The organism is Arthrobacter sp. FW306-2-2C-D06B, from assembly GCF_021789175.1.
Classification (GTDB): domain Bacteria; phylum Actinomycetota; class Actinomycetes; order Actinomycetales; family Micrococcaceae; genus Arthrobacter.
The window spans coordinates 2706260-2722583 of record NZ_CP084560.1; the positions used below are offsets into that span (position 1 = coordinate 2706260).

Annotated in this window: 9 protein-coding genes and 1 pseudogene; 5 read left to right on the forward strand and 5 right to left on the reverse strand. The window is 63.3% G+C overall.

Annotated elements, in window-relative coordinates; genetic code table 11:
- Window positions 1–210: 210 nt before the first annotated feature.
- From LFT47_RS12635 to LFT47_RS12655, 5 genes are all read left to right on the forward strand, one after another.
- A complete protein-coding gene (locus tag LFT47_RS12635) occupies window positions 211–3405 on the forward strand; it encodes an efflux RND transporter permease subunit (RefSeq protein ID WP_236811250.1) in 3195 nt (1064 codons plus the stop codon).
- A complete protein-coding gene (locus LFT47_RS12640; protein ID WP_236811251.1) occupies window positions 3402–3866 on the forward strand; it encodes a hypothetical protein in 465 nt (154 codons plus the stop codon). Before LFT47_RS12635 ends, LFT47_RS12640 begins: the two co-directional genes overlap by 4 nt.
- A 1-nt stretch (window position 3867) precedes the next feature.
- Entirely contained in the window at window positions 3868–7062 is a 3195-nt protein-coding gene (locus LFT47_RS12645; protein ID WP_236811253.1) for an efflux RND transporter permease subunit, read from the forward strand.
- 116 nt (window positions 7063–7178) lie between these two features.
- Entirely contained in the window at window positions 7179–8834 is a 1656-nt protein-coding gene (locus LFT47_RS12650; protein WP_236811255.1) for an HNH endonuclease signature motif containing protein, read from the forward strand.
- Window positions 8835–8948: 114 nt separating this feature from the next.
- Window positions 8949–9623, forward strand: coding sequence for a DNA alkylation repair protein (locus tag LFT47_RS12655; RefSeq protein WP_236811257.1), 675 nt, complete (start codon window positions 8949–8951; stop codon window positions 9621–9623).
- Here LFT47_RS12655 and ppgK read toward each other — a convergent pair.
- From ppgK to LFT47_RS12680, 5 genes and pseudogenes are all read right to left on the reverse strand, one after another.
- Window positions 9589–10400, reverse strand: a pseudogene (gene ppgK / locus LFT47_RS12660) (polyphosphate--glucose phosphotransferase). The gene LFT47_RS12655 and the pseudogene ppgK overlap by 35 nt on opposite strands.
- Window positions 10401–10463: 63 nt before the next feature.
- On the reverse strand, window positions 10464–11462 hold the full coding sequence (locus LFT47_RS12665; protein ID WP_236811258.1) for an aldo/keto reductase family protein: 999 nt from the start codon (window positions 11460–11462) through the stop codon (window positions 10464–10466).
- Window positions 11463–11501: 39 nt separating this feature from the next.
- On the reverse strand, window positions 11502–13754 hold the full coding sequence (locus LFT47_RS12670; protein WP_236811260.1) for a glycoside hydrolase family 31 protein: 2253 nt from the start codon (window positions 13752–13754) through the stop codon (window positions 11502–11504).
- A complete protein-coding gene (locus tag LFT47_RS12675; RefSeq protein WP_236811262.1) occupies window positions 13751–14938 on the reverse strand; it encodes a glycoside hydrolase family 15 protein in 1188 nt (395 codons plus the stop codon). Before LFT47_RS12675 ends, LFT47_RS12670 begins: the two co-directional genes overlap by 4 nt.
- A 96-nt stretch (window positions 14939–15034) precedes the next feature.
- The gene (locus LFT47_RS12680; RefSeq protein WP_236811264.1) at window positions 15035–16285 is read right to left on the reverse strand and encodes an ABC transporter substrate-binding protein; all 1251 of its coding nucleotides are present in this window, start codon (window positions 16283–16285) and stop codon (window positions 15035–15037) included.
- Window positions 16286–16324 lie beyond the last annotated feature (39 nt).

A 16324-nucleotide genomic window follows, 5' to 3' on the forward strand; every position in this document is an offset into this window, starting at 1 on the left:
CGGTGAGCGTTGACCCGGGGTTTGCCGGAGGCTCATTATTGACGTACACGTCTGGGGGCGCTTTGGCACTGTTCCAGGGAGCGGCGTGGTGGACAGGTACCGGGGATCTAACGCTTTCATCAGGCACTCATCGGACATCGATTCTGGAGTGTCTCCTCCCCCCTACGGCTTCTCTACCGTCACACCCCAAGAACCGGGTGAGCTGCCGTGATGGGCACGATCCTCAAGTTGGTACTCCAGTTCCGGTTTCTGGTCCTTGCATTGGCAGTGGGGATCCTGGGTTTCGGCTTCACGAGCCTGCCGGGCACGGCAGTGGATGCCTTCCCGGAATTCGCCCCTCCACAGGTTGAAATCCAGACTGAGGCCCTGGGGCTCTCCGCCGCGGAAGTTGAACAGCTGATCACTTCCCCCATGGAGGCAGACCTGTTGAACGGTGTGGCGTGGGTGGAAGCCATTCATTCCAGATCCGTCCCTGGCCTGTCATCGATCCAGATGGTATTCAAGCCGGGGACCGACCTTTTTCGGGCCCGCCAGCTGGTGTCTGAGCGTCTGACCCAGGCACGAGCGTTGCCGAACGTGTCTGCCGCGCCCGTCCTGATGCAGCCGCTCTCATCGACGAGCCGGGTCATGATGATTCGGCTGACCTCGAAAGAGATGTCGGCCATTGACATGTCTGTTCTGGCCCGCTGGACCATGAAGCCCGGTCTTCTGGCGGTGCCCGGCGTCGCGAACGTGGCTATTTGGGGCCTCCGCGACCAGCAACTGCAGGTCCTGGTCGATCCTGGCGAACTTGAAGCCAAGGGCGTGACGCTGGACGAGGTCATCACTACCACCGGCAACGCCGTGTGGGTGTCGCCCTTGAGTTACCTTGAGGCGTCCACACCCGGCACCGGCGGCTTTCTGGAGACCGGCCACCAGCGGCTCGGAGTTCAGCACGTCCTGCCGATCACCACGCCTGAGGATCTGGGCCAAATCAGCCTGGAGGGGCCGGCCGGAAAGCTGGTGCTAGGCGATGTCGCCCACGTCGTGATGGATCACCAGCCGCTGATCGGGGATGCCCTTTCCGGCAAGGACGCCGAATTGCTCCTCGTCATCGAGAAGTTCCCGGGGACGAACACGATGGACGTGACCCGGGGCATCGATGATGCGCTCCATGCCCTCCAGCCAGGGTTGTCAGGAGTCACGATCGATACCACCGTCTATCGACAGGCGGCGTTCATCCAGGAAGAGGTCGGCACGCTTGGTGTCGCACTGCTTGTCTCGCTGCTGCTGATAGTCACGATGTTTGGCGGGTTGTTCCGTTCCTGGCGCGCTGCGGTCATCATCCTGGTCACGATTCCGGTCTCACTGACGGCGGCGGCCTCGGTGCTGTATCTGAGGGGCACCGGGATGAACATCATGGTCCTGGCGGGCATGATCCTGGCCTTGGCCGTCATCGTCGGAGACGTCGCCGAAGACCTCAATGGCGCAGCCCGCGCTGGCCGCGCTGGCAGGACCGGCGTCGGATCCGGCGTCGGGGAATCGAGCGGCACCTTGGTGACCGGGTCCCTGCGGGCAGTTCGAACGCCGATTCTCTACTCCCTGCTGATCATGGCGTTGTCTGTGCTACCCGTGTTCTTTGTCCAGGGTGAGGACGGAGCGCTCTTCGGCCCGCTGCTCGTTTCCTACCTGCTCACCCTGGCTGTCGCGATGATCGTGGCGCTGACTGTCACCGCCGCGCTGGTCTTCGTCCTGCCCGTCAGCCGGACCACCGCAAGGGAAGGACGCACCCTGAGCCGGGTCCACAGCGGATATGGCCGCACCCTGGGCCGGGTCCACAGTCGATACGGCCGTGCGCTGTCCCGGTTAGCCGGAAAGGGCCGGTGGGTATTCGCCGGCGCCGCGGTCATCGCCCTCGCCGGACTTGCACTCGCGCCCCAGCTGGCCACCGGCCAGCCGACGGTGCCCGTCCTGCCGGACAGGACCCTCGTGGTGCAGTGGAGCGCGATCGCCGGCACATCAGACCAGGAAATGAGCCGGATCAGTGATGCAGCCGCCCAAGAGCTCCGCGGACTTCCGGGTGTGGCCAATGTAGGTGGACACGTCGGGCGGGCCATCACCTCGGACCAGGTGGGTGACATCAGCGCCGGAGAGCTCTGGGTGACAGTTTCCGCCGAGGCCTCCTACCGCGATACGGCGGCGGCCGTCCAGCAAGTGGTAAGTGGGTACCCCGGGTTGACCAGCAAAGTATCCACGTACCCGCAGCAGAAGATCGACCAAATTCATCAGGCCGCCGACCCCGGATTCACCGTCCGGGTTTACGGCCTGGATATGGCCACGCTCCGCCAGAAGGCAGAGGAAGTGCGGCGGATACTGGCCCGGACCAGCGGCGTCGTCAATCTCCATGTCGACGCGCCTGCCCAACAGCCAATCGTGGAGGTCCAGGTTGACCTGGCGGCGGCCCAGAAGGCGGGTGTCATCCCCGGCGACGTCAGGCGCGCGGCCGCTGCCCTGCTGCAGGGGATTGAAGTCGGCAACATCTACCAGCAACAAAAAGTCTTCTCGGTGATCGTCAAAGGAACGCCGTCCACCAGGAACAGCCTTACCAGCGTCCGCGAGCTGCTGATCGACACCCCCGGCGGCGGGCATGTACGCCTCGGCGACGTTGCCCAGGTCAACATGGTCGGGAACGAGGCGGTCATCCTGCACGATGACACCTCGCGCAGGATCGATGTGACGGCTGAAATTCAGGGGCGCGCGCTCGACGACGTGCAGCAGGACATCGAGAAGGGCCTCCAGCAGCTGCAGTTCCCGCTCTCCTACCATGCGGAAATCCTCACCCAGTACGCAGAGCAGCAGAATAGCGCCCGGTGGCTGTGGCTGCTGGCGGCGGTCGCTGCGGCCGGAATCCTGGTGCTTCTCCAGACGGCGCTCGGGAGCTGGCGGCTAGGTGCGACCGTGTTCGTGGGCCTGATTGCGGCACTTTCGGGCGGGGTGCTCGCCGTCCAAATGACGGGCGGAATCAACTCCTTGATCTCGCTTCCTGCTTTCTCTGCCGTCCTGGGCATCGCCGTGCGTGGTTCCATTCTGCTGATACGGAACGCCCGAAGCCCGGGGTCCGACGACAGCGCGGCCTATGGACCCGCGCTCGTGATCCGAAGCGCCCGGAATCGGTTGATGCCCGTGCTGATGTCGGCCCTGATGACGGCTCTTTCCCTGCTGCCGCTCGTGCTCATCGGTGGCGTGGTCGGAAAGGAAATCGTCCAACCGCTCGCCGTCATCATCTGGGGCGGGATGCTCACCACGACTCTTTTCCTGCTATTTGTCTTGCCCGCGATGTTGCTTCGATTCGGACGGGGACGGGCGCCCAGGACCGCACCCCGGAACGATTCGCTGCTCCAGGCACAGAGCCAGGACGCACCATGAAAAAGTTAGCTTCCCGACGGGGCCACATCACCAATGTCCTGGTCGCCCTGGTGGTGGCCGCGTTCCTGACGCTGTCGCTGCCGGCCTGTTCCCAGCCGCAAGCCGATGCCGTGCCTGCCGCAGACACCCCCGCCACCCTGGAAGAAGTCCCGGGGACGGACCTGCACCGCATCACCCTGACGGAACACGCCGTCGAACGTCTTGGGCTGAAGACCGGGATGGCGGCATCGGGTCCGCAGGGGAAGCTGACCGTCCCGTACGGAGCGATCCTGTACGACAGCCAAGGCAGGACCTGGGTCTACACCAATCCGGAGCTCCGTGTGTATGTCCGCCAGGCGGTAACTGTCGAGCGAATCGCCGGCGAAGCCGCATTGCTGAGGGACGGTCCGCCGATCGGCACGGCCGTGGTCACGCTGGGGGCCGAGGAACTGTTCGGCGAGGAATTCGATACGGCCCACTGAGATGCGTTGGATCATAGGCATCAGCCTCAAATTCAGGACGGTGGTTGTTGCGCTGGCCTGCGCGGTGATGCTGTTGGGCTCCGTACAGTTGAGCTCAGCGTCCATCGATGTCTTTCCGGAATTCGCGCCCCCGCGCGTGGAAATCCAGACGGCCTGCCTGGGTCTGACCGCCCAGGAAGTGGAAGAGCTGGTCAGCGTCCCGATCGAGGCATCCCTGAGCGGCATGCCCGGGCTGGATGAGCTGCGCTCCAAGTCCGTGCCCCAGCTGTCTTCGATCGTGCTCGTCTTCAAGCAGGGCACAGATCTGCTGAACGCCCGTCAGGTGGTCTCTGAACGGATGGCGGCAGTGACCTCCGCCCTGCCCACCTGGGCGGCTCCGCCGGTCATGCTTCAGCCGTTGTCGTCGACGAGCCGCGTGATGAAGATCGGCATGACCTCCTCCAACCGGTCCCTCATCGAGATGTCCATGCTCTCCTACTGGACGATCCGGGCCCGGTTGCTCCGGGTGCCCGGGGTCGCCAACGTCGCCATCTGGGGTGAACGGCTCCAGATGCTGCAGGTCCAGGTGCAGCCTGACCGGCTCAAGGCTGAAAACGTTTCGCTCAACCAGGTCATGGAAGTCACCGCCGGAGCCGTGGACGCCGGACTGCTGAAGTATTCCCCCGGCAGGTTCATCGGCACGGGAGGCTTCATTGATAGTCCGAACCAAAGAATGGGCGTCCAGCATGTCCAGGCGGTCTCCAGCCCCGCGGACCTGGCACAGGTCACCATCAGGGAAAAGGACGGCGTCGCGCTTCACTTGGGCGACGTGGCCAAAGTCGTGGAGGACCACCAGCCGCTCATCGGTGACGCGGTCATCAACAACGGGCACGGGCTCATGCTCATCGTCGAGAAGCTCCCCTGGGGAAACACCCTCGATGTGACGAAGGGAGTTGAGGACGCCCTCCGCCAGCTCCAGCCAGGGTTGAGTGGAATCACCTTCGACACCACCATCTTCCGTCCGGCGAGCTTCATCGAAGAGGCGATTTCCAACCTCAGCCTCGCGCTGCTCCTGGGCTGCCTGCTCGTCGTCATGATCCTCGGCGCCTTCCTCTTCCAGTGGCGCACAGCGCTGATCAGTCTTGTGGCCATTCCGCTCTCCCTCCTGACGGCGGCGCTCGTGCTGTACTACACAGCGAGCTCCATCAACACCATGGTCCTGGCGGGTCTGGTTATCGCCGTGGGTGTCGTCGTCGACGACGCGATCATCGACGTCGAAAACATCATGCGCCGGCTCAGGCAACATCGGGCTCTAGGCAGCGAGGAACCAACGGCCTCGGTGGTGCTCAGGGCCTCCTTGGAAATGCGGAGTCCCATTGTCTACGCGACCTTGATCATCGTCGTCGCGGCCGTTCCCATTTTCTTCCTGGACGGACTGACCGGCGTCTTTTTCCGGCCGCTGGCTGTCTCATATACCTTGGCGGTCCTCGCCTCGATGCTGGTCGCGCTCACAGTGACACCGGCGCTGGCCCTGATTCTGCTCGGCACGGCGAACCTGGAGCAACGCGATCCTCCCTTGGTCCGGGTGCTCAAACGCGGATATCATGCCGCCTTGTCCCGGACCATGAACCGGCCGCGCTACGGCTATGCCGGTTTCGGCGCCGTCGCGCTGGCGGGTCTGGTGATCGCTCCCCTCCTGGGCCAGTCTTTGTTCCCCACCTTCAAGGAACGGGACTTCCTGATGCACTGGGTTTCAGAGCCCGGCACCTCGGCCGCCGAGGAATACCGCATCTCCCAAAGGGGCTGTGAGGAGCTCCTCAAGGTGCCCGGAGTCCTGAACTGCGGAACACACATCGGCCAGGCGTTCACCGCAGACGAGATCGTCGGCGTCAACGCCGGGGAAAACTGGATCAGCATCGACCGCCACGCTGACTACGAGAAGACGGTGGCAGCTGTCCAGGAGGTTGTCGACGGCTATCCGGGGCTGCACCGCGACGTCCAGACCTACCTGAAAGAAAGAATCGAAGAGGTCCTGACCGGCTCCAGCGAACCAATCCTGGTCCGGGTCTACGGGGATGACCTCAACGTGCTTCGGGATCAGGCCCAGAAGATCAAGTCCATTCTTGACCACATCCAAGGCACCAATGAGCCCCATGTTTCCCTGGAAGTCGAGGTGCCGCAGATCACGGTCAAGGTGGATCTTGCCGCGGCGCAAAAGTACGGGCTGAAACCCGGCGACGTCAGGCGGGCAGCCGCGACACTCGTGGCCGGGGAAGAGGTAGGCGACGTCTTCCGGGACGGACGTGCCTATGACGTCCAAGTCTGGAGCACACCGGAGACCCGCGCCAGCGTCACCAGCATCGAAGACCTGCCGATCGACACCCCCGGCGGACAGCGCGTCCGGCTGGCCGACGTCGCCGCTGTCAGTGTGCAAGCGACACCCAACCTCATTGACCGTACGAACGGATCCCGCCGCGTTGAGGTCGGTTCCTTCATCGATCAGGGGGCTGACCTCGGGACAGTTGTCCGCACGCTGCAGGATCGCCTCGAAGAGATGAACCTGCCGCCTGGTTACAGTGTCCAACTCCTGGGTGAGTACACGGAACGCCAGGCGGCCACCGAACGCCTGACGATCTTCGCCACAGCGGCCCTTGCCCTGATTTTCCTGTTCATGCAGGCATCGTTCCGAAGCTGGCGGCTGGCCCTACTCGCGCTGCTGACGCTCCCGATAGCCCTGGTCGGCGGAGTGTTCGCCGCCTACGTCACCGGCGGGGTACTCTCGCTTGGCTCACTCGTCGGGTTCCTCACGGTCATGGGCATCGCAGCCCGCAACGGAATCCTGCTCATCAGCCACTGCCAGCATCTGGAAAGGAACGAGGACGAAGCCTTCGGCCGCGCGCTCGTGATGCGCGGAGCTGCGGAACGGCTTTCCCCGATCCTCATGACCACCTTGGCTACCGGACTTGCCCTCGTGCCCTTGGTAGTCATGGGCAATATCCCGGGCCATGAAATCGAACACCCTATGGCCGTGGTCATTCTGGGCGGGCTCGTCACGTCCACACTGCTCAATTTGTTCATTGTTCCTTCGCTCTACCTCCGCTTCGCAAAAGCAGCGTCTACCCCGAGCGGATCTTCACGTGTGGCGCGTCCGGGATTAACGTTCCTTTTCCGGAGATTCAGGCGGACGGTTCGTTCCCGAGCGCAGGAAACTAGTTAGTCAAGGGTGTCCGCCTCGCGAACGCGCCCAGCGGCGCCAAGCGGCGCCCAGCGGCGCCCAGCGGCGCCCAGCGGCGCCAAGATTAAATTGTCGGCGCCTCCTGCGATGCTGTGGGTATGGATGGAAGGACAGCCTGGGCCGTGGACAACGGTGCCGACAGCAGGGCGGCCGTGGCGGCCGTTGCCGCGTCCGTTGCCGCGCTGACCGGCCTCGCCGGCGGCGCTGGTTCCTCCGAAAACACCCATCCGCTCCATGACTCCGATCCGCTGCGGGCTCTGGCGGATGGTTGCCTGGACGGCCTCGCCGAAATCGCCCGGCTGGAAGCCCGGACCGCCGCGCTGAAAGCGAAACTCGCAGCGGACTACGCCCGGGCGGCCAGGGCCCTGACGCCACCGGCCGCCTCACCGCAGGAAGCCACCGCCCACGAGCTCTCCCTCATCGCCGAGGTCGCCTGCATCCTGACCGTCAGCGAACGCACCGCCGGCGCCCTCCTGGCCGCATCCCGGTCCCTGACCACGGGCCTGCCCCTGACCCTGGCCGCCCTGCAGTCCGGGACGATCTCCTGGCAGCACGCCCGGATCATCATCGAGGAAACCGACGGCCTGGACCCCGCCGCAGCAGCGGCCCTGGAAGCGCACTTCCTGGACCCCGACGCACCCAACCCCGCCCGCGGCTGCCCGGCCGGAGACCTCGTCCCCTCCCGGTTCCGGGCCACAGCACGCACCTGGCGCGAACGCCACCACCCCGTCAGCATCGAAGAACGCCACACCGCCAAATCCGCGGACCGGAGGGTCGAATACCTCCCGGACCGCGACGGCATGGCCTGGCTCTCCGCCCACCTCCCCGCCGACACCGCAGCAGGGATCTGGGACCGCACCACCGCCGCCGCCCGCGCCCTCCAAGGCCCCGCCGAGACCCGGACCCTCGCCCAGCTCCGCGCCGACCTCACCGCCACCTGGCTCCTCACCAACACCGGCGGTGCAACCCCCGACGGCGGTGTGCCGGGCGTTGTGCCCGACGGCGGCGTGGAACCGGACCGGGCGGGGCGTGTTCCGTCCCCCAGGGCGCAGGTCCTAGTCACCGTCCCGGTCCTGTCCCTCATCGGCGCCACCGAGGAACCGGCCATGCTCGACGGATACGGCCCGATCCCGCCCTCCATGGCCCGGCGCCTCATCGCCGACGGCGCCGATTCCTTCCACCGCGTCCTGACCGACCCCCGCGACGGCGCCCCGCTGGAAATCGGACGCACCAGCTACCGCCTCACCAAAGCCATGCGCCAATGGCTGCGGCTCCGCGACGGCAAATGCCCCTTCCCCGGCTGCAACAACCACTCCCTGGACAACGACGCAGACCACCTCCTGGCCTGGGCCGACGGCGGCACCACCGGCATCACCAACCTGGCCCAGCCCTGCCCCAAACACCACCGCCTCAAACACCGCACCGCATGGACCCCCACCCCGGCCAGCAAAAACCACCCACCCGGGTGGACATCACCATCCCACCGGCACTACCCCAGCGAACACCAGGACTGGGAACCACCCCACTGGCCACACCACATACCGATCACGGACACGGACGCAGGCACCCCACCGGACCAAGACCTGCCCGGGAATCCCGAACCGGAACTGCCCCCGGATCCCTTCCCGGACTGGTACGCCTTCACAGCCGCGCACCCATGGCCCGACGACGACGACAAGGACGCCGACGCACCGGACTGGCCGGTGCCCGTGAACGACCCCTTCCCGGAATGCGGCGCGTTCCACGGCACCTGATCGACAGAACCTCGGAAAAGGGACACAGGCCCCGCCCCTGAACGCCCTCGTAAACGGCGCAGCACAGGCGCGCCTGCTAGTAGGCTCGACCCCACAAGTGATCAACAGGAGGCTATGGTGACCGAGACGACCGTGCACGAGATAGTCGCAGAGCTGGCCGCGCTCGAGGATCCTAGAGCCCGCGAGGTGAATGAGAAACACGGCGACGATCACGGTGTTAACCTCGGCAAACTGCGCGCGCTCGCGAAGCGGTTGAAGACGCAGCAGGAACTCGCACACCAGCTCTGGGCGACGGGTGACACGTCAGCGAGACTGCTGGCGATCCTGATCTGCCGTCCGAAGGCGTTCGAGCACGACGAGCTGGACGCCATGTTGCGGCAGGCGCGCACTCCGAAGGTTCACGACTGGCTCGTGAACTACGTGGTGAAGAAGAACCCGCACTGCGAGGACCTGCGCCTTGCCTGGTTCGCCGATCCGGATCCAGTGGTCGCGAGTGCCGGCTGGGCACTGACCACTGAACGCGCGGCCAAGAATCCCGAGGGCCTGAACCTCGCAGGATTGCTCGATGTCATTGAGGCGGAGATGAAAGACGCCCCGGACCGCCTGCAATGGGCCATGAACCACTGCCTGGCCCAGATCGGGATCGAACACGCCGAGCACCGCGTCCGCGCCGTCGACATCGGTGAGCGCCTGGGGGTGCTCAAGGATTACCCGACTCCCCCGAACTGCACCTCTCCGTTCGCGCCCATCTGGATCACTGAAATGGTTCGCCGAAAGGACGGTGAGTAGGCGAGGTTGATGCTGCCTGAATGCTGGCCCCTACGATGCCAGCATCGTTTCTGAGCTTCGCCGGGACGACTGGAGCCCTCAACGTGAGGAGAGGCAGGTAGTCATCGGTTCTTTGGGAGATGCCTCCGCCAACAATGATGAGTTCGGGCGAGAACATGAACTCAAGCTCAGAAAGGTAGCGTTGCAAGCGAACGCTGTATTCTTGCCAGCCCAATCCGTCGCGTTCACGGGCGACGGCGGATGCTCGGGTTTCAGCGTCGTAGCCATCGATGGAAATGTGGCCGAGCTCTACATTGGGCACGACGTTTCCGTCGAAAATCAGGGCTGATCCGATCCCTGTGCCCAAGGTAATGACCAAAACAGTGCCGCTTGTTCCCTTGCCGGCGCCGTAGCGGGCTTCCGCGAGTCCTGCAGCGTCGGCGTCGTTCAGGACGGCGACGGGCCGCCGAATGCGATCGAGAAGTGGGTGCCGATGTCGAAATCGATGAAGGTCCTGTCCATATTTGCCGCAGATCGGGACGTGCCCTGCTGGACGATGCCCGGAAAGGTAACTCCAACGGTTGAATCAAGTCCCGCTTCGCTTCCTGCGGTGAGTTCGTCCACAAGCTGCCGAACGACATCTGCGACAGACTCTGGATCCGCTGGTCGGGGCGTGGCTAGACGAACGCAGCTTCCCAGGATTTCGCCCATTTCGAGGTTGACGATCCCGCCCTTGACGCCGGTGCCACCGATGTCGACGCCAATGAAATGGCCCGCTCTTGTCATGTTTACAGGCATGTTGGTCCGATTCTTTGATCTCTTAGGGGGCCCAGCTTGTTATCGCTGCTGCCGTTATGGTGCTCAAGGCCTGCTGTGGCAGCTATCGACCTTTCGAGGGTCACGTTCGATGACGGGTTCGAGGATTTCATCGATCTCCTTCAGGAGTGCGTCCTCCAGCGTCAGCCCGGCGGCCTTTGCGTTTTCCTTGATCTGTTCTGGCTTCGAGGCCCCGACGACGGCAGTCGATACATTCGGGTTCTGAAGCACCCATGCCAGGGCGAGGGTTCCTAGCGGAAGCCCCACGCTTGCTGCCAGGGGCCGAAGGCGTTGGACCGTTGTGAGAACCTCATCGCCAAGCCACCTGGCCATCGTGTCCTTGCCTCCGTTTTGGTCGGTGGCGCGGGAACCGGCAGGGGCGCCCTTTCCTGGTGAATATTTTCCAGTCAACACTCCTTGGGCAAGCGGCGACCACACGATCTGGCTTATCCCGAGCTCTTCGCAGGCCGGGATGATTTCTGGTTCAACAACCCTCCACAGCATGTTGTACTGGGGTTGGTTGGAGACCAGCTCGATGTTGAGTTCTTTTGCCAAAGCCGCGGCTGACCGAATCTCATCCACCGTCCATTCGGAGACGCCGATGTAGTGGGCCTTCCCCGCGCGCACGATGTCAGCAAAAGCCCGCATCGTTTCCTCAAGGGGTGTTTCGTAGTCGAAGCGGTGTGCCTGGTACAGGTCTACGTAGTCGGTTTTGAGCCTGCGGAGACTTCCATGGATCGCCTCCATGATGTGCTTCCGAGAGAGTCCGCGATCGTTCTTTCCGGGCCCAGTGGGGAAATACACCTTGGTGAGGATCTCCACACTTTCGCGCCGAACCCCGGAAAGCGCCCAACCGAGGGCGGCTTCTGCACGCGTCTCGGCGTACGCATCGGCGGTGTCGAAGGTGCTGATGCCGGCGTCGAGCGCAGCATGCACGCACTGTGCTGCGGTGTCGTCCTCGATTTGCGATCCGTGCGTTAGCCAGTTGCCGTAGGCGATCTCGCTGACATACATGCCGCTTCGGCCAAGTTTTCTGTATTCCAAGGATTTCCTTCGGGGTAGCTGGTCCTGTTCAGTTCTTGATTACGCCGTCGGAAGGAAAACGTCCTTCATCTCGTTCCAGGCTTCCGCCCTGACGAAGACAGGAACACGGTTCAGGGGCGCGGATACCTCGACCGTTCGCTGGCCGGCGTATTTTTCCGCCGTCCAGGCGTCGACCCAGTTGCCGCCGGGAAGGTACGCCGTCCAGGTGCGGACCGCCTCATCGGTGACGGGAACAACAAGTAGGTCCTCACCGAGCATCCATTGCAAGGGGTGCTTCCATACCTCTTCGTCTTTGACGTGGTCGAAGTACAGCGGGCGCATGAGGGGGGCTCCGGTGTCGATAGCCTTCCGCGCTTGCTCAGCCAGGTAGGGAATGAGGCGTTCGCGCAGCTCTACGAGTTCCCGGAAAACAGGAATGACAGTCTGATCCCCGGTTCTTTCCTGAATGTTCCAGGGAGTGCGATCCCTCGATGGCATCCGGTGGTGGTTGAACTCGGAGTGATACTGCATGATGGGCACGAATACTGCTGCGGCGGCCGACCGCAGGTATAGTTCCGCGCTCGGGACGTCTCCAGAGAAGCCCGCGAAGTCCCAACCCCAGTACAAGACTCCGCATGCTGACGCGGAGAGTCCGGCAAACAGGGACCAACGGAATGCATCCCATGTGGAATTCTCATCCCCGGCCCAGAATGCCCCGTGTGCCTGGGAACCGGTGAATCCGGCGCGGCTGAAGGTGACGGGGGCCTTGCCTGCGGATTCAAGAAGGTCACCGTAGGCCTTGGCGTACACGACCGGGAAGAGGTTGTTTCCTTCGTCTCCGCGCATTCCGTTCAGGTACTGGAGCTCTTCGCCCCAAGCGTGTTCTCCGCCGTCGGTCTTGAATCCGTCGATGCCGATTTCTTCGACGAGATAGCGTCGCTTCTCCGTCCACCATCGGGCGGCCTCCGGATCGGTCAGGTCCGGCATCAGGCTGAGCGGGAACCACCACCCTCGGTTACGGTATGGACGCAGGCTGCCGTCCGGGGCCTCCTCACGGATGAGCCGACCGTCACGAATCGCGGCTTCCGCGTCGAACCGGGCCTGTCCTTGTGGGTGTGGTCGCATTTTGATAAGCGGAATCTGCCACAGAACCACGCGGATGTCCCGGGCATGAAGGTCATCGACCATAGCCTTCGGATCCGGCCAGGCACCATGCTCCGGGAAGGTGAAGTCGCTGAGATGGTGCGGTGAACCGTCGGGATTCGGCTCGTATTCAGCGTCGCGGAATGCCGTGAACGTAGACTCGTCGCTCCACGCTTCGACGACGACGGACCCGACCGGAATCCCGGTGTCCCGGTGCCGATCCATCTGTCGCATGACTTCCGCCTGGGTATTCCACTCGTTTCCGCTCGCCCAAAGCTTGAATACCCAGTCCGGAAGCTCCTTGGCGCTGCCGGCGACGGACAGGAAGGACTTCAGGACCGCCGTCGGAGTTCCTTCGAAGAACCTCAGGTTCAGAAGAGTGTCCCCGTTCAGGGGTTCGGGGCCGACTTCGGCTTCAATGACCAAGCGGTGTTCGTCGGAGGCACCGACGTCGTACCACGTACGTCGGGACGTTTCGACGTGAAATCCCCAGCCATCCCCGCCTACTACATGGGCAAATGGCATCGGCAAGTAGGTTTTCCGCTTCGCTCCTTGGCTCTTGTATTGCTCGAAAACGACCGCGTCCAGCTTGGACCCCCGGTGGTCGAGGGCATCAAAACGTTCTCCAAAGCCGGTGACACGCTCATTCAAGGCCAACGGGAGTGCGAAACGAACACGCAAAGGCCGGACACCGTCATGCAGTACCTCAACGGAGTCGGCGATCATGCGGTCAGCTCCAATGACGTTAACAGCCTGGCTGGTGGGCGCCCAGGTGGCGGCACTATAGCTGAACCACTGCGTCTTTTGAGTTCCTCCACTTGGGGTCTGCGCCGTGAAGCGGTATTTGTATGTTGTCTGGGGCTCCGCCGGCGCGAGGGTTACCTGCCAGCCGCTCGCCGAACGGGCGAGTTTGGCTTGGGCGGATGCTAGGTGGCCGCCGTCGATGACCTGTCCGCGGGATGCCGCCGGTACCCGTTCGAGGGTCTCGGTCAGTTTCGTGACAGCGCCGTCGCGACCGGTGACTTCGAGTTCGCAGATCACCTCGGTCAGTTCCGGGGAGGTTCGAACGCCCAGGGTGACGGGCTCCCCCGCGACAGGATGGGACGGGCTGCGCTGATCGGTATCGTCCACATACGGGTGGCCGGAACCGAATGGCTTGTGGCGGATCATTTAGCGCTCTCTTTCTCTGTTGGAGCCGGAGCCAGATCGGCGGTGTCGTACGGGACGCCGAGTGCGATGGCGAGACGGATGAACATGGCGTGGCTCCACAGCAGCGGACTTGCCGAGGAACCCCAGCGCTCGTTCCAAGGTTGAAGGTAATCGGGGTCAAGAAGGTGATGGTCGACCTGCTCGGGAAGCTCGTCGTTCGCGGCGGCGGTCGACGCGGCCCATTCCAAGAGCTCAAGGGCTCTGATCCTGTTTCCGGAAGCGGCATGGGCCAGGCCGAGGAAGCAACTAAGCAACGGCCATTGGCCACCGCCGTAGTAGGTGTCAGCAAGATACCGGTGAACTCCGTTGTCGACGGTGAGCTGCTCCTCGATGACCGCGATGGTCCCTGCGCTCAAGGGACTGTGCGGGGCCAGGAAGTCCATCGGGGCAATCAGCGAGACGAGACTAGCGTCTACCGTGTCTGTTCCCAGCCATTTCGTGAGATGGGCGTCGTGGACACCTTCGTCTTGGACTCGCCGGCGGATCTGGTGAGCGGTCGAGGCGGCCCGTTCTGAGAGTGACTCCTCGATCAACCCGGTTTGGGCGATGCTCGACAACCCGGAGGCGATGCAACCCAAAGTGCTCACGTGCACGTGCTGGGCCGACTCTTCCCACCAGTCATAGCAGGGCCGTTGCCAGGAGACAGAAAGATAGTCGATGGTGAGGTCAATGGCATCAGTCCAGCGGTCGAGTGGCCGGTCATGGCGGGCGCTATGCTCAGCCAGGGCCCAAAGCCATGTGCCGTATCCGTCGAGCTGGAAATCCCACCAGTCATCGCTTCCTTCGGCCCCGTCGAGAGTGAAACGCGTGGGCAGCATTTGCTCGCTGGCCACCGGCCTGCCGGCCAGGCTTTCAGCCACGATACGGCGGATCCTTCCCGCACGGGAAGTCAAGGCATTCGAGCACCAGTCGAAGAATCGTTCGGCGGATTCGATGTGCCCAGCGGCGGACACGGCGTCAGCGATATATGAGCCGTCGCGGAACCAGCAGTACCCGGCGTAAGCGGAAAACGACGGGCTTGCCGGGTAGGCGCCCCCGGGGGTTTGCTGTTCCAGGATGAGGCGGATGCCGGCCTGGACTATCGAGCGAACCGCCGGATCTCCGCTGCGCATTACCGTTGAACCTTGCTTTGATTTGTCGATCATTGGCTTCTCTTTCAGATGGTGAGCGGGTCGCCGTGCCGCCAGCAGCTCACGGTGTTACCGCGGCCCGCTCACCGGCCTTCTTCGGGCTATGCCCGGCTATTTCAGCAGAGCGTTGATTTGGTCCGCGGCGCCCTTCAGGGCATCGGCCGCGCTGGAGCGCTTCGCTTCGACTTCGCCAAGAGCATTGGTGATGATGTCGACCATCTTTTGCTGGTTGTCGCCGATGACCGGCGGGAGGGCGACGTTGTCAAGGGCATCGAAGATGGCCTTGCGGTTTGCCGGCTTGTCCTTTGCGAGATAGGGCTTCAGGACTGAGTCATCGGAGGTGGCGGGGAGTTCCCATGCTGCGCTGATGCGGGTCTGTGCCATGACGTCTGAGCTGGTCATGTATTCGGCCCATTTCTGGGCTGCGGCCTTGTTCTTGGAGTTGGCGGATACCCCAATGGCGTTGGAGAACTCCGCGCTTGCCTTCTGCGTGTCTCCGGGTTCGACGGCGATGTCCCAGCTCTTGGGTGAATCGGCGAAACTGCTGGCCACCCAGATGCCGCTGTGGAGCATGCCAAGTTTGCCGTCTTTGAACAGTTTCGTGTCGAAGTCCGGGGTTCCGGCGCCTTGCGCGGGTGTAGGCATGGTGGTTCCGCTCTTACCTGCCAGCCATTCGGCAGCTTTAATGCCCTGGGGCGAGTTGAAGGCGACCGATTTGCCGTCGTCGTTGAGGAATTTGCCGCCGGTTTGGGCCAGTGCTTTGTAGAACTCGTAGAAGCTCACGCTCTGGTAGTCCCCGTAGACACCCGTGGCGCTGTCCGTGATTTTCTTTGCTGCGGCCGTTTCATCAGCCCATGTCCAGCTGGACGTGGGGTAGGCGACCTTGGCAGCGTCGAAGAGTGCTTTGTTGTAGTAGAGGACGACGTCGGAGAAGGAACTGGGCAGCGCGTACTGCTTGCCGTCTGACTGGTAGGACTGCAGGAGGGACTGCTTGTACTTGGAACCGTCGACTCCGTCGAGGGGAGCGACAGCCCCACTGGCCACGTAGGAGCGCAGGTTCGCGTATTCGATATCGAAAGTATCGGCTTGGGTCCCGGCGGCCAGGTCTGTCTGGAGCGCCGTGGCGTAGTCCTTGTAGGGCAAGGTAGTGACTTGGACTGTGATGTTCGGGTTGGCCTTTTCGAAGGCCTGAACGATGGTGTCCAGGTTCTTTTCGTTGCCTCCGTTCGAGATGAAGTTTGAGTATTTGATGGTTACTTTTTCGGTGCTTGAAACATTTGAGCTTGCCGCCGTTCCACAGCCGGACATGGCCAGGATTGCGGTGAGTGCTAGACCCAGCGATGCCAGGGGCTTCTTGTTCATGTGTATCTCCATTGATAGGTGAGGAAACTGGCCGATCCG